The following is a 14,212-nucleotide window of genomic DNA, read 5'->3' on the forward strand; positions in this document are numbered from 1 at the left end:
ATTTATGCGCTACTGAAACAATTTCTCGCAATTTTTTTACCCTTTAGTTGATCTACTCATTGATGACGAGAATATCGAGGACACAAAAGCGAAAATCGTAAAACCCCCTGTTTGCTAGACTAAAGAGATAATATTCAAGGCTTGTCGTCTTATGACAGGCCCTCTTTTTTGCGCAATGTAAGGGTGTCGTCCTATGCAAACTATTGACGGTAATGGTGCAGTTGCCTCAGTCGCGTTTCGCACCAGCGAAGTTATCGCCATCTACCCGATTACGCCAAGCTCGACCATGGCGGAACAGGCGGATGCCTGGGCGGGAAACGGGGTAAAAAACGTCTGGGGTGATGTCCCGAGAGTGGTTGAAATGCAGTCTGAAGCGGGAGCGATCGCTACGGTTCATGGTGCGCTGCAGACAGGCGCGCTCTCCACGTCGTTTACCTCCTCACAGGGATTGTTGTTGATGATCCCGACGCTGTACAAACTCGCCGGCCAGCTGACCCCCTTCGTCCTGCACGTCGCCGCACGTACCGTTGCGACCCATGCGCTCTCCATCTTTGGCGATCACTCCGACGTGATGGCCGTGCGTCAGACAGGCTGCGCCATGCTCTGCGCCAGCAGCGTTCAGGAAGCACAAGATTTTGCGTTGATTTCGCATATCGCCACGCTTAAAAGCCGCGTGCCGTTTATCCACTTCTTTGATGGTTTCCGCACGTCTCACGAAATCAACAAAATCGTCCCGCTGGCGGACGATACTATCCTGAATCTTTTGCCGCAGGCGGAAATCGACGCGCATCGCGCCCGTGCCCTTAACCCGGAACACCCGGTAATTCGCGGGACATCAGCCAATCCGGACACCTATTTCCAGTCCCGTGAAGCCACGAATCCGTGGTACAACGCGGTTTATGACCACGTCGAGCAGGCAATGAATGATTTTGCCGCCGCGACCGGGCGCACGTACAAGCCGTTCGAATACTACGGCCATCCGCAGGCTGAACGCGTGATTGTGCTAATGGGTTCCGCCATCGGCACCTGTGAAGAGGTGGTTGACGAGCTGCTGACCCGTGGAGAAAAGGTCGGCGTACTTAAAGTGCGTCTGTATCGCCCGTTCTCGGCCAAACATCTGCTCTCTGCTCTGCCGGAAAGCGCGCGTACGGTGGCGGTGCTCGACCGAACCAAAGAGCCTGGGGCACACGCTGAACCGCTTTACCTGGACGTCATGACCGCTCTGGCAGAAGCCTTTAACCAGGGCGAGCGTGAAACCCTTCCGCGGGTGATCGGCGGTCGCTATGGCTTATCCTCCAAAGAGTTCGGGCCGGAGTGCGTGCTGGCGGTATTTAATGAACTGCGGGAAGCAAAACCCAAACCGCGCTTCACGGTGGGTATCTATGATGATGTCACGAACCTGTCCCTGCCGTTGCCGGAAAATACGCTGCCTTCAACCGCCAAACTTGAGGCACTGTTTTACGGCCTGGGCAGCGATGGCAGCGTCTCGGCGACCAAAAATAACATCAAGATCATCGGTAACTCGACCCCGTGGTACGCACAAGGCTACTTCGTTTACGACTCCAAAAAAGCGGGTGGCCTGACCGTTTCCCACCTGCGCGTCAGCGAGCACCCTATCCGCTCGGCCTACCTGATTTCTCAGGCCGACTTTGTTGGCTGCCACCAGCTGCAGTTTATCGACAAATACCAGATGGCGGAGCGCCTGAAGCCAGGCGGTATTTTCCTCCTCAATACGCCGTATAGCGCGGATGAGGTCTGGGCGCGTCTGCCGCAGGAAGTGCAGACGGTCCTGAACCAGAAAAAAGCCCGATTCTATGTGGTCAACGCGGCAAAAATTGCCCGCGAATGTGGCCTGGCTGCACGTATCAATACCGTGATGCAGATGGCCTTCTTCCATCTGACCCAAATCCTGCCGGGCGACAGCGCACTGGTAGAGTTGCAGGGCGCGATCGCCAAAAGCTACAGCAGCAAGGGACAGGAGCTGGTAGAGCGTAACTGGCAGGCGCTGGCGCTGGCGCGCGAGTCGCTGTCCGAGGTGCCGCTGCAGCCGGTGAATGACGCCAGTCCGAACCGTCCTCCGGTGGTCTCTGATGCGGCGCCTGATTTCGTTAAGACCGTAACGGCAGCCATGCTGGCCGGGCTGGGTGACGCCCTGCCCGTCTCCGCGCTGCCGCCTGATGGAACCTGGCCGATGGGTACCACGCGCTGGGAAAAGCGCAATATCGCCGAAGAAATCCCGATCTGGAAAGAAGAGCTATGCACGCAATGCAACCACTGCGTCGCGGCCTGCCCGCACTCAGCCATTCGTGCCAAGGTCGTGTCACCGGAAGCGATGGAAGACGCACCGGCCAGCCTGCACTCGCTGGATGTAAAATCCCGCGATATGCGCGGACAGAAATACGTTCTGCAGGTCGCGCCGGAGGATTGCACCGGCTGTAACCTCTGCGTTGAGGTCTGCCCGGCGAAAGACAGGCAGAACCCGGACATTAAAGCAATCAACATGATGTCGCGCCTGGAGCACGTTGAAGAAGAGAAAGAGAACTATGACTTCTTCCTGAATCTGCCGGAAATCGATCGCAGCAAACTGGAACGGATTGATATTCGGACTTCGCAGCTCATCACGCCGCTGTTCGAATACTCTGGTGCCTGTTCCGGCTGCGGTGAAACGCCGTATATCAAGCTGCTTACTCAGTTGTATGGCGACCGGATGTTGATTGCTAACGCCACCGGCTGCTCGTCCATCTACGGCGGTAATTTGCCCTCTACGCCTTATACCACCGATGAAAAGGGTCGCGGTCCGGCCTGGGCAAACTCACTATTTGAGGATAACGCCGAGTTTGGCCTGGGCTTCCGCCTCACCGTTGATCAACACCGCGCGCGAGTGATGCGCTTGCTGGAGCAGTTCGCCGGGCAAATTCCTGCCGAACTGAATGCCGCGCTTCACGCCGAAGCGACACCCAACGTGCGTCGCGAGCAGGTGGCAGCGTTGCGTCACGCCCTTCAGGGGGTCGCGGGTGCAGAGCAGTTGCTGACCGACGCTGACGCGCTGGTCGAAAAATCCATCTGGTTGATTGGCGGCGACGGCTGGGCTTACGACATCGGCTTTGGCGGGCTGGATCACGTCCTGAGCCTCACCGAAAACGTCAACATCCTGGTTCTGGATACGCAGTGTTATTCCAATACGGGTGGGCAGGCGTCGAAAGCCACACCGCTGGGCGCCGTCACGAAATTTGGTGAACACGGTAAGCGCAAAGCACGCAAGGATCTCGGCGTGAGTATGATGATGTACGGCCACGTTTACGTCGCGCAAATCTCGCTCGGCGCGCAGCTTAACCAGACGGTGAAAGCGATTCAGGAAGCAGAAGCCTATCCCGGCCCATCGCTGATCATTGCCTACAGCCCGTGCGAAGAGCATGGCTACGATCTGGCGCTCAGCCACGATCAGATGCGTCAACTGACGGCGACCGGCTTCTGGCCGCTGTACCGGTTCGATCCACGCCGTGCGGACGAGGGTAAATTACCGCTGGCGCTGGATTCGCGTCCGCCGTCAGATGCGCTGGCAGAGACGCTGATGCAGGAGCAGCGCTTCCGTCGCCTCAATGCGCAACAGCCTGAGGTGGCGGAACAACTCTGGAAAGACGCCGCCGCCGATCTGCAAAAACGGTATGACTTCCTGGCACAGCTGGCCGGGAAGGCCGAAAAATCAGCCAGCGACTAACGCCACTGCCCGGCTCGTCCGGGCTTTTTTTTGTCATAAAAAAAGCCCGATGCTTTCACATCGGGCTAATCCAGATAATCAATGAATATCTTTTAGCTACCTAAATAACATTCATGTGAATTATGGATAAATAATCTTAAAGGCATATAACGACGCAAAGACTACCTGAACTGGCGACTCATTAAAAATTTTTATTTGTTATGGTATAACCTTAATTATTCACCAAACAAATGATCATTACCGTGGTTTAATTCAGTTTAGATTTAACTCAATTCGTAACAATTATATTTTATTACTCTTCTGCGGAGTGTTTTAGCATGAGACCACTTTCTTATTTGGAAAGTTCAACAGGTAATTAAATAAAAACAACCGCAAAGGAATACCAAAATGCAAAGAAAAGTACTGGCTCTGATGATTCCGGCTCTGTTAATGGCTGGCGCAGCACATGCGGCAGAAATTTATAATAAAGATGGCAACAAATTAGACCTGTACGGAAAAGTAGACGGCCTGCACTACTTCTCTGATGACGCCTCTAAAGATGGCGACCAAACCTACATGCGTCTGGGTTTCAAGGGTGAGACGCAGATCAACGACATGATGACCGGCTACGCCCAGTGGGAGTACAACATTCAGGCTAATAACACTGAAGGGTCTGATAACCAGTCCTGGACGCGTCTGGCCTTCGCCGGTGTAAAAGTGGGTGACTACGGCTCGTTCGATTATGGCCGTAACTATGGCGTGCTGTACGACGTGGAAGGCTGGACAGATATGCTCCCTGAATTCGGCGGCGACTCTTACACCAATGCGGATAATTTTATGACTGGCCGTGCGAACGGCGTCGCAACCTATCGTAACACCGACTTCTACGGTCTGGTGCCGGGTCTGAACTTTGCGCTGCAGTATCAGGGCAAAAATGAAGATGCCAGCAACAACCAGGAAGGCACCAATAATGGCCGCGACACGCGTCATGAGAACGGTGACGGCTTCGGTATTTCGACCACCTACGACCTTGGCATGGGCATCAGCGCCGGTGCTGCGTACACCTCTTCTGACCGTACCAACGACCAGGTGACGAATACCACTGCGGGCGGTGATAAAGCAGATGCCTGGACGGCAGGCCTGAAATATGACGCCAATAATATCTATCTGGCGGCGATGTATTCTGAAACCCGCAACATGACCCCGTATGGTGATAATACCGACGCCGTGGCGAACAAAACCCAGAACTTTGAAGTGACCGCGCAGTACCAGTTCGATTTCGGTCTGCGTCCGGCCATTTCTTATTTGCAGTCTAAAGGTAAAGACCTGGCCAACGGTCAGGGCGATCAGGACCTGGTTAAATATGCGGATGTAGGCGCTACCTACTATTTCAACAAGAACATGTCCACCTACGTTGATTACAAAATCAACCTGCTGGATGAAGATGATAACTTCTACAAAGACAACGGCATCAGCACCGATGATGTCGTCGCGTTAGGTCTGGTTTACCAGTTCTGATGATCAGAGCCCGCGAAATGCGGGCTTTTTTTTGAATGCCATCACAAATGGTAGCTTCAGAAAGGTTTTGGTTGAAGCTAAGTTGAGAGAAAGCAGGTTAGACTGCGCAGATAGCCCTTTCTTCATTAAGGACAACTGCGTTGTTTGCTCGTCTATCCTTAACCGTACTGACTCTTTTAGCCTGTTTGTGGATGGCGTTGATTTTTGATTTCCGCGATATTGTCGGACATCTCGGTGCGTTGTTGACCCGACTGGAAGGCGGTTAATCCTGCCCATGCAGTAATTAGCTTTTATGGGTCTCTCTTTTGCGAAACGAGAGATAGCCAAACACCCCACTTTCGCCGTCCTTCGGATGGTTGACGCCGTCCATTACCGTCACTTCGGGGAAATCAAACGGCGAGACATTTTCAATACAGGACACATTCACGCCGTATTCATTAGGGTTAGAGCGACGCTGATGGAACGTATATATTCCGCAGACTGAGCAAAAGAAATGCCGCGCCGTCCCGGTGTGAAAACGGTACTCCGTCAGCTTGTCCTCGCCTTTAGTTACGGTAATTCCCGATAACGGAGCAGAAACCGCGACTGCGCCCCGCATACGACAAAAAGAGCAGCTGCAGCGCCGCGCGGTGTTAAAGCCATCAGAGAGTTCGACCGTAAAGGCTACCGCGCCACAATGGCACTGCGCATGACGTACTTCAGCCATCGTTATACCCCTTTTCTCACCAGCTGAGCGGCTTTAACGAAAACCTCATCTTCGACACCATCGCCTTTCTGCCTGCCCAGCCTGACCAGCTCATCCACTATGCTGTCGCGATCGATCGGTCTCTGTGCGGAAACCAGTCCAATAACAGCGGCGCCGATCGCCAGCCCCACTAATCCTGTTTGTTCGTCTTTGTTCTTCATCTTCATGCTCCTGATACAACAAACAAGCGTAGCAGGATTTTAAAAACGCGGCGTCAGACCGTATTTGGGCGTTTTGATATTTGCCGCCCAAATCTTGATATCATTTTGCAGGAGTAGCGTGAAATCGGATTTTAGATAGGTCACCAGGCTATTGACGCTGTTCGCATCCACCACGGAGAAATGGTCTATTCTGTTCTGTCCAACCTGAACACAGCGATATTTTGCGGCCAGCACTTTGCCATTCACATTAAGCTGCTGGTTATTATCATCGCAACGGCCTTCAGTGATGTACGACACCACCAGATTTGCGGATTTACGCTCAGGCTGGAATATGCTCACCAAGACAGGAAAACCGTCCGAGGTCTGCGTCATGTCATAGAGAACGGCATTTTTTATATACCAGGTATTATATTCCCGCTCCTGAAACGCTGACCAGCCAGGCGCAGAGAAAAACACCAGTGCTGCCAGTGCAATAGATTTTCTATTCATGGGATGCTGTCGTCCGTGTTGTTGCACGTATTATTCAGATTGTGCAAAAAACAGCAACCCACCAGGAATTGGCCTACTACTTTTGGCAGTAGGCCCGTTTCACGTTATTCAGATGCATTCTCACCCGTCGCCGTCAGCCCGACACGCTGACCATATGAGAGCTCTAAGGTATTTCCGTCAGGATCGGCAAAGAATACGTAATACCCGACGGGGTCACCCAGATCTTCCGGTGCTTTCCGTAATATCCCTTCCTCAGTGGCCATCGCCGTTTTTCTGTCAATTTCTTCACGCGTGGCGCAGGCAATCCCAAGGTGGCCAAAATTCCCCAGCGGCGTATCGGTCACGTTGTCTGCCTGCACCAGAACCAGCGCAAAAGGACGGGTGTGGTCAGTCAACCATGCCACTTTTCGGGCATCAGGAAGACCGGGTTCACGCGAATGAATAACGTCCATCCCGGCGTATCGGCGATAGAACGTGATGCTTTTTTCCAGGTCCCTGACCATAAACGCAACATGCGTGAAGCCTACATCGATGTCTTTCATTTTAAGTTGTTACTCCTGTATCAACATGTCGAAGACATCTTAAAAGCTCAAGTTAACTTGAGGTCAACGGGAATGTGTGCGGTCCTGACAACGTTCAATAAGGGGTAAAAGGAGAGAAATAATACAGCGCCATCATGGCTGAGAGACTCACCACAACACTGATCCAAAACCAGGTTTTGAACGGCTGCTTTTGCGTTTTATGGCGAAAGAGTTGTTGACCCAAAATCGCGCCAGGCCACCCTCCCACAACACCGTACAGGAGTAACGTGGTTTCCGGCACCCTGCGCATCCCTTTCCGTGCTGCCGTTTTATCGGTGCCATAAATGACCACCGTCAGCACATTGATCAGCAGGAACCACACGGCAAAGGAAGACGAGGAGAAAAAGCTGCCGATCGCAGCGACAAGCAGGAGCAAAAAACAAAAACGATTGAGCGTCATAGGAACGGCCACTGAACTGTCAGGCGGATTGAGAAAGGCATTATACGCCAGCGACAGACAACCGTGAAAAAACATCCCTGCGAGAAAAAGGACTCGCAGGGAAAGCGGTTACGGCGTGACGATATTAAACCAGAAATCAAATTTATCCATATACCCGAGCATCGCGTCGAGTTTCGCACCATCACCTGAAATCTTCACATCGCCGTTCTCCTCAGCCTGCTTGAGGGTGACCTCTTGCAGAATGATTTTGTTCAGCGTATCTCGATTAAGGGTCACAGTGGCATCGGCGTCTTTCGCCTCGGCGTTAGCCGTGTGGTTGAGTACCCCATTTTCAAGCTCAAGCTTATATTTACCGCCGTCGCTACCCAGATCGATATTAAACACCGATTTGGCATCACCGGCTTTCTGGCCGTTGATATGTACAGCCAGGTAATCGAAGAACATCTCTGGCGTCATAGCACGCACGGTATCCGGGCTGGCGGTATTTGGCGTTGGTCCCTTCACTACGCCGTTACGCAGCTCCTGCGCGCCTGTCAGGTAGAAGTTACGCCATGGCCCCGATTCAGCCTGGTAACCGAGCTGCTCCAGCGCATCCGCTTCAAGGTTACGCGCGGCCTGGTTATTCGGGTCAGCAAAAACGACTTTACTCACGACCTGTGCAACCCAACGGTAGTTCCCCTGGTCAAAGTCGGTTTTCGCTTTACTTAAAATGGCATCCGCACCGCCCATATACTCGACGAATTTCTTCGCGCCTTCTTCAGGCGGCAGTTCATCCAGGGTCGCCGGATTGCCATCGAACCAGCCAAGATAAAGTACATAGGTGGCTTTCACATCATGACTGACCGAGCCGTAGTAACCGCGGTTAGCCCACGTGTGTGCCAGTGAATCCGGCAGCTTGAAGTTTGCGGCTATTTCATCCCGCGTCAGCCCCTCGTTGGCCATCCGAAGTGTCTGGTCGTTGATGTAACGATAGAGGTCACGCTGGCTTTTCAGCAGTTTGACCACGTTTTCGTTGCCCCAGGTCGGCCAGTGGTGTTGCGCCATAATAATTTCAGCTTTATCACCCCAGCGCACAATTGCCTGGTTGATGTATTTCGACCACGGCAACGGTTCACGTATTTTCGCGCCGCGGAGCGAATAGGTATTGTGCAGGGTATGAGTGACATCCTCAGCTGACTCGATAAGTTTCTTCTCTTCGATATACCAGAGCATTTCCGAGGGTGCTTCAGAACCGGGCGCGAGCATAAAGTCATAGGTCAGCCCATCGATGACCTCTTTCTGACCATCTTTCTCAACGATATTCGTCGGCGCAATCAGCGTAACCGTGCCTGCAGAAGTCGTGGTTCCAAGCCCTGCCCCTACCTGTCCTTTGGCGTCTGGCTTCAGCAGGTTGCCGTACATGTAGCTGGCACGGCGGCTCATGACATTACCCGCCATGATGTTTTCCGCAACGGCGGCTTCCATAAACCCTGAAGGCGCATAAACTTTGACCTTGCCGGCTTTCACATCCGCTTCATCAACCACCCCTCGCACGCCGCCGTAGTGGTCAACATGGCTGTGGGTATAAATGACGGCAACGACCGGTTTCTTGCCGCGATTTTTGAAGTAAAGATCCATACCGACTTTTGCTGTTTCTGCCGAAACCAGCGGATCGACCACGGTAATACCTTCTTTACCTTCAATAATGGTCATATTTGACAGGTCAAGATTTCGAATCTGATAAACGCCTTCAGTGACTTCAAATAGACCACTAATATTGATCAGCTGAGATTGACGCCATAAACTCGGGTTAACCGTATCAGGAGCTTTATCACCTTCTTTAATAAAAGAATATTGTTGCGGATTCCAGATGGTATTTCCTTGCTCCCCCTTGATAATCTCCTGAGGAAGTGGAGCGATGAATCCTTTATGAGCATTGGTGAAATCGGTGTTGTCAGAGAAAGGAAGTTGATTATACAAGGCATTGTTAGCTTGTTGCGTCGGTGCCGTAGCATCTTTCGGTGCCTCAACAGCTCTGAGGGGAAGGCTGATTGAGCCGAGAATGCCCGCTAAAGCAAGGCTTCTTACTATCATGTTGAATTTCATCAAAACCTCTCGATGTTCTGCTAAATCACAGGTAGGGGTAGGGATGTATTAATAAGAGCTTAATGAAAGGAAACATGAATAAATATAATGGGTGTTTGATAATCAGCAAGCGGAGTGCTGGAAATTAACGCACTGTATTTACTCTGAAATGAACCAGATAAAACTGTCAATACCGTAAATAACTCGCAAAGGACTGTTAATAATTTATAACAACTCGAAAAAAATGAGCGGAAGCCTGAATATCCACATTTCATATATGGCTTTAATCATCAGGCTCCACCCTCACCTCAAATTCACTCTTTTGGCTTCCACATAATCACTGAATCTTGCTTCAAGTCGTTTTGTGGGTCCCTGTCGAGAACGCCTACGCCAGCATCCCTTTTCTTCTTGTCGGGTTAATTCTGACAACGCATTTCCTAAGCATATTGAATTCGTCGCAGTAATCCGTACCATACGCGGCATGCCTGTGCCTGCTGGCTATGATCTGCCAGCGCTAACCCGTCTTTCATTGTCAGTCAGAGGGGCTTGAAAACGCGCAAAGGGTTTACGAAATTTACGGAGCAGGATAGTGGAAATGAGCCAGAATCAGATCGTCATGCCGAATACACGACTGCCGATTTGGAAAGAGGTTTGCCCCTATGGTGCCCCTGACGCCTCCCGAGACAAATAAAAATGCAAGAAATTCAATCGAATACTAAGAAAGAGCAATACAACCTGAACAAACTGCAAAAGCGTCTGCGCCGTAACGTGGGCGAAGCCATTGCAGACTTCAACATGATTGAAGAAGGCGACCGCATCATGGTTTGCCTGTCAGGCGGTAAAGACAGCTACACCATGCTGGAGATCCTGCGCAATCTTCAGCAAAGCGCGCCGGTTAATTTTTCGCTGGTAGCGGTCAACCTTGACCAGAAACAGCCGGGTTTTCCGGAACACATCCTGCCGGAATACCTGGAAAATCTGGGCGTTGAGTACAAGATCGTCGAAGAAAATACCTACGGCATTGTGAAAGAGAAGATCCCGGAAGGGAAAACGACCTGCTCGCTTTGCTCCCGTCTGCGCCGTGGCATTCTCTATCGTACCGCGACGGAACTGGGTGCGACCAAAATTGCGCTGGGCCATCACCGCGATGATATCCTGCAGACGCTGTTCCTGAATATGTTCTACGGTGGCAAGATGAAAGGCATGCCGCCTAAGCTGATGAGCGATGACGGCAAGCACATTGTGATCCGCCCTCTTGCCTACTGCCGCGAAAAAGACATTGAGCGTTTTTCACAGGCGAAAGGGTTCCCGATCATTCCATGTAACCTGTGCGGCTCTCAGCCAAACCTGCAGCGTCAGGTGATTGGCGACATGCTGCGCGACTGGGACAAACGTTACCCGGGTCGCATCGAAACCATGTTCAGCGCGATGCAAAACGTGGTCCCTTCACACCTCGCTGACGTTGAGCTCTTCGACTTCAAAGGCATCAACCATGATTCAGAAGTGGTGAATGGCGGTGACCTGGCATTTGACCGGGAAGAGATCCCCATGCAGCCTGCGGGCTGGCAGCCGGAAGACGATGATAACCAACTGGACGAACTGCGTCTGAACGTGCTGGAAGTGAAGTAATCGGTTAGCGTCTCAGAAAGAACTTCTGAGACGCTTTATGCCTTATTTCAGTAGACGAACGCGGCAGGTTTTACCTTTAATTTTGCCATTTTGCAGCTGCTTCCATGCCTTATGGGCAACTGCCTGACGCACGGCCACATAAACATGCGCCGGATGAACCGCAATCTTACCGATATCCGCCCCTTCCAGACCGATATCGCCAGTTAATGCCCCTAACACATCACCCGGACGCATCTTGGCTTTTTTGCCGCCATCAATACACAGCGTCGCCATTTCGGCCTCCAGCGGCACGAGTTTAACGCTGCCCGGTGCATTCACCCAGTTCAGCGTGATCTGCAGCATTTCAGCGAGAATATTGGCGCGCTGCGCCTCTTCCGGCGCACAGAAGCTGATGGCAAGACCGCTGTTTCCTGCACGTGCGGTACGGCCAATACGGTGGACGTGGACTTCGGGATCCCATGCCAGCTCAAAGTTCACTACCAGCTCAAGGGATTTGATATCCAGACCGCGCGCCGCCACGTCGGTCGCCACCAGTACACGGGCGCTACCGTTGGCGAAACGCACCAGGGTCTGATCGCGATCGCGCTGTTCCAGATCGCCATGCAAAGATAAGGCGCTCTGCCCCGCCGCATTCAGCGCATCACACACCGCCTGACAGTCTTTTTTAGTATTACAAAACACCACGCACGACGCAGGCTGATGCTGGCTCAGCAATTTCTGCAGGAGCGGGATTTTTCCCTGCTGTGAGGTTTCAAAGAACTGCTGTTCGATGGCCGGGAGCGCGTCGACGCTGTCTATCTCGATAGTGAGCGGATTTTTCTGCACGCGACCGCTGATTGCGGCGATGGCTTCAGGCCAGGTCGCAGAGAATAGCAACGTCTGGCGATCGTCCGGCGCGAAGCGGATCACTTCATCAATGGCATCACTGAAGCCCATATCCAGCATTCTGTCCGCCTCATCCATCACCAGCGTGCTTAATGCATCCAGCGAAACGGTGCCTTTTTGCAGGTGATCAAGCAGGCGGCCAGGCGTCGCGACAATAATGTGTGGCGCATGCTGGAGCGAATCACGCTGTGCGCCGAACGGCTGTCCACCACAGAGCGTCAGGATCTTGGTATTGGGCATAAAGCGCGCCAGGCGACGCAGTTCACCCGCGACCTGGTCTGCCAGCTCGCGGGTCGGGCACAATATCAGCGACTGAGTCTGGAACAGCGACGCGTCAATATGCTGCAGCAGACCAAGACCGAATGCGGCCGTTTTCCCACTGCCGGTTTTCGCCTGCACGCGTACGTCGCGGCCCTCAAGGATAGCGGGCAGCGCGGCCGCCTGAACAGGCGTCATCGTGAGATATCCCAACTCGTTGAGGTTGTCGAGTTGGGCGGCAGGCAGAACATTCAGGGTAGAAAAAGCGGTCACAGTAGTCTCTCGTGGTGATCTTTACGGTCAGATGGCGCGTATCCTCGCAGATCTCAGGGTTCGATGCGACAATTTAATCGGTTCTTCATCCGGCGGCGGATCGGGCATCGGCTGCGGACGCGGTATGGGATCGGGCATCGGCACGGGATCGGTGGGAACAGGGTCGGACTGACGCGATTGTTGCACGAGCAGAGCGAGTAAAATGCTCATCTTTCCCTCCAGGCTTGGTTGTCGTCCCTTTTAGGGTAGACGCTGAGAAACAGGAGGCAAAAAAAAGCCGACTATTAAAGTCGGCGTCGTACGAATCAATTGTGCTATGCAGTAATTCAAAAAAAGGAAGTAAGACAATATGGAGCGCAACGCCCATCGCTTGACGTTGCATTCACCTGCGGGAGTAATATTGCACCTTGCCGGGCTGATGTTTATTGACTTCGCTCAATTAAAAGAGCGTTTTAATCTCTGCAAAAGGGCAAAAAAACGTAAATTTACAGCCATTTACTACGATGCAACCACCATGCAACACCACCAATCAAAACAACTAACATGACGCAAAACGCGGTGAAGCCGTAATGGTAAGCACCACCGGGGATCCCCCCAAGATTGACGCCAAACAGCCCTGTCAGGAAGGTACTGGGTAAGAAGACCATCGCCATCAGAGACATCGTATAGGTTCTTCTCGCCAGTGACTCCTGCATCACCTGAGCAATTTCATCCGCCATCACCGCCGTTCGCGCGATACAGGAGTCGATCTCATCGAGTCCCCTGCCGAGTCTGTCAGCTATGTCCTGCATTCTGCGGCGCTGATCGTCATTCATCCAGTTGAGTCTTTCGCTGGCCAGACGGGCATACACATCCCGCTGCGGTGTCATATAGCGACGCATCACGATCAATTGCTTACGCAATAACGCCAGAAAGCCGCGCGGTGGGATCTGTTGATCGAGCAGGTTATCTTCCAGGTCGATGATTTTATCGTGCAGCTCTTCAATAAACTCGCTCGCATGATCGGTCAGGGCGTCACAGACGTCCACCAGCCAGCTTCCGCAGTCGACCGGTCCGGTTCCCTCTTTGAGATCGTTCACAATGTCGTCCAGCGCCAGGACCTTCCGCTGGCGGGTGGACACAATCAGCCCGTCGTCCATATAGACGCGCATCGCCACCAGTTGATCGGGACGTTCATCCGTACTGCCGTTTATGCAGCGCAGGGTGATAAGCGTTCCGTCACCCATTCTGCTCACACGTGGGCGCAGGCTTTCTCCTGCCAGGGCGTCGCGCACGTTGTTGGGCAACAACGGGGTCGTGGCCAGCCAGTCAGCACTTTCCGGATGGGTATAGTTGAGATGTAGCCAGCAGGGATGCTCTTTATCAATGACATCATTATCTTCCAGCGGCCGGGCACCGCCGCGACCGTCCAGCACCCACGCAAAAACTGCGTCAGGAACGTTAAGTTCTGATCCTTTAATGCTCTCCACTGCGCCTCCCCCCTGTTTAGCTCTTTCGATGTCAGTCTAGCTT

The 14,212-nt window shown here is 52.7% G+C and carries 13 protein-coding genes and 1 pseudogene; 5 read left to right on the top strand and 9 right to left on the bottom strand.

Annotated elements, in window-relative coordinates; translation table 11 throughout:
• The first annotated feature begins 193 nt into the window (after positions 1–193).
• The 3 genes from nifJ to L383_RS26325 all read left to right on the top strand — a co-directional run bounded on the left by nifJ (position 194) and on the right by L383_RS26325 (position 5,481).
• A complete protein-coding gene (gene nifJ, locus L383_RS16130; protein ID WP_023330511.1) occupies positions 194–3,718 on the top strand; it encodes a pyruvate:ferredoxin (flavodoxin) oxidoreductase in 3,525 nt (1,174 codons plus the stop codon).
• Positions 3,719–4,105: 387 nt separating this feature from the next.
• Complete coding sequence (gene ompC, locus L383_RS16125; protein ID WP_014883973.1) at positions 4,106–5,215, top strand: porin OmpC; 1,110 nt, start codon at positions 4,106–4,108, stop codon at positions 5,213–5,215.
• A 140-nt stretch (positions 5,216–5,355) separates the two neighbouring features.
• The gene (locus L383_RS26325) at positions 5,356–5,481 is read left to right on the top strand and encodes a hypothetical protein (protein WP_255199877.1); all 126 of its coding nucleotides are present in this window, start codon (positions 5,356–5,358) and stop codon (positions 5,479–5,481) included.
• 17 nt (positions 5,482–5,498) lie between these two features.
• On the opposite strand, the gene L383_RS16120 is transcribed toward L383_RS26325, so the two are convergent.
• From L383_RS16120 to L383_RS16095, 6 genes are all read right to left on the bottom strand, one after another.
• Positions 5,499–5,921 carry a GFA family protein gene (locus L383_RS16120; protein WP_014883974.1) on the bottom strand — a complete coding sequence of 141 codons (423 nt, stop codon included), beginning with the start codon at positions 5,919–5,921 and terminating at the stop codon, positions 5,499–5,501.
• 2 nt (positions 5,922–5,923) lie between these two features.
• Positions 5,924–6,121 carry a hypothetical protein gene (locus L383_RS16115; RefSeq protein ID WP_014883975.1) on the bottom strand — a complete coding sequence of 66 codons (198 nt, stop codon included), beginning with the start codon at positions 6,119–6,121 and terminating at the stop codon, positions 5,924–5,926.
• A gap of 39 nt (positions 6,122–6,160) precedes the next feature.
• The gene (locus L383_RS16110) at positions 6,161–6,610 is read right to left on the bottom strand and encodes a hypothetical protein (RefSeq protein ID WP_023330512.1); all 450 of its coding nucleotides are present in this window, start codon (positions 6,608–6,610) and stop codon (positions 6,161–6,163) included.
• A gap of 104 nt (positions 6,611–6,714) precedes the next feature.
• The gene (locus L383_RS16105; RefSeq protein ID WP_023330513.1) at positions 6,715–7,152 is read right to left on the bottom strand and encodes a VOC family protein; all 438 of its coding nucleotides are present in this window, start codon (positions 7,150–7,152) and stop codon (positions 6,715–6,717) included.
• Between the two features lie 94 nt (positions 7,153–7,246).
• Positions 7,247–7,591, bottom strand: coding sequence for a DUF1294 domain-containing protein (locus L383_RS16100; protein ID WP_032628991.1), 345 nt, complete (start codon positions 7,589–7,591; stop codon positions 7,247–7,249).
• A gap of 108 nt (positions 7,592–7,699) precedes the next feature.
• Positions 7,700–9,676 (bottom strand): alkyl/aryl-sulfatase, encoded by a 1,977-nt coding sequence (locus L383_RS16095; protein ID WP_023330515.1) that lies wholly within the window; start codon positions 9,674–9,676, stop codon positions 7,700–7,702.
• Between the two features lie 429 nt (positions 9,677–10,105).
• Between L383_RS16095 and L383_RS26520 the strand changes: the two are divergent.
• Together L383_RS26520 and ttcA are read left to right on the top strand one after the other, a co-directional pair.
• Positions 10,106–10,346: pseudogene (locus L383_RS26520) on the top strand (site-specific integrase); the annotation flags it as partial.
• A 2-nt stretch (positions 10,347–10,348) separates the two neighbouring features.
• On the top strand, positions 10,349–11,284 hold the full coding sequence (gene ttcA, locus L383_RS16090; RefSeq protein WP_023330517.1) for a tRNA 2-thiocytidine(32) synthetase TtcA: 936 nt from the start codon (positions 10,349–10,351) through the stop codon (positions 11,282–11,284).
• 42 nt (positions 11,285–11,326) lie between these two features.
• Here ttcA and dbpA read toward each other — a convergent pair whose 3' ends face one another.
• From dbpA to zntB, 3 genes are all read right to left on the bottom strand, one after another.
• Positions 11,327–12,700: an ATP-dependent RNA helicase DbpA gene (dbpA, locus tag L383_RS16085; RefSeq protein WP_014884033.1), complete on the bottom strand. Its 1,374-nt coding sequence runs from the start codon at positions 12,698–12,700 to the stop codon at positions 11,327–11,329.
• Between the two features lie 27 nt (positions 12,701–12,727).
• On the bottom strand, positions 12,728–12,910 hold the full coding sequence (locus tag L383_RS24865; protein WP_000025608.1) for a proline-rich small protein YnaL: 183 nt from the start codon (positions 12,908–12,910) through the stop codon (positions 12,728–12,730).
• Between the two features lie 275 nt (positions 12,911–13,185).
• On the bottom strand, positions 13,186–14,169 hold the full coding sequence (zntB, locus tag L383_RS16080) for a zinc transporter ZntB (RefSeq protein WP_014884034.1): 984 nt from the start codon (positions 14,167–14,169) through the stop codon (positions 13,186–13,188).
• Positions 14,170–14,212: the final 43 nt, after the last annotated feature.

The sequence above is a fragment of the Enterobacter sp. MGH 37 genome, from assembly GCF_000534515.1.
In the GTDB taxonomy this organism is placed as follows: Bacteria; Pseudomonadota; Gammaproteobacteria; order Enterobacterales; family Enterobacteriaceae; genus Enterobacter; species Enterobacter kobei.

What these genes read in the sequence shown, in the direction of transcription:
- nifJ (WP_023330511.1), top strand. Translation starts at nt 194, where the DNA reads ATGCAAACTATTGACGGTAATGGTGCAGTTGCCTCAGTCGCGTTTCGC.
- ompC (WP_014883973.1), top strand. Translation starts at nt 4,106, where the DNA reads ATGCAAAGAAAAGTACTGGCTCTGATGATTCCGGCTCTGTTAATGGCT.
- L383_RS16120 (WP_014883974.1), bottom strand. Translation starts at nt 5,921, where the DNA reads ATGGCTGAAGTACGTCATGCGCAGTGCCATTGTGGCGCGGTAGCCTTT.
- L383_RS16115 (WP_014883975.1), bottom strand. Translation starts at nt 6,121, where the DNA reads ATGAAGAACAAAGACGAACAAACAGGATTAGTGGGGCTGGCGATCGGC.
- L383_RS16110 (WP_023330512.1), bottom strand. Translation starts at nt 6,610, where the DNA reads ATGAATAGAAAATCTATTGCACTGGCAGCACTGGTGTTTTTCTCTGCG.
- L383_RS16105 (WP_023330513.1), bottom strand. Translation starts at nt 7,152, where the DNA reads ATGAAAGACATCGATGTAGGCTTCACGCATGTTGCGTTTATGGTCAGG.
- L383_RS16100 (WP_032628991.1), bottom strand. Translation starts at nt 7,591, where the DNA reads ATGACGCTCAATCGTTTTTGTTTTTTGCTCCTGCTTGTCGCTGCGATC.
- L383_RS16095 (WP_023330515.1), bottom strand. Translation starts at nt 9,676, where the DNA reads ATGAAATTCAACATGATAGTAAGAAGCCTTGCTTTAGCGGGCATTCTC.
- ttcA (WP_023330517.1), top strand. Translation starts at nt 10,349, where the DNA reads ATGCAAGAAATTCAATCGAATACTAAGAAAGAGCAATACAACCTGAAC.
- L383_RS24865 (WP_000025608.1), bottom strand. Translation starts at nt 12,910, where the DNA reads ATGAGCATTTTACTCGCTCTGCTCGTGCAACAATCGCGTCAGTCCGAC.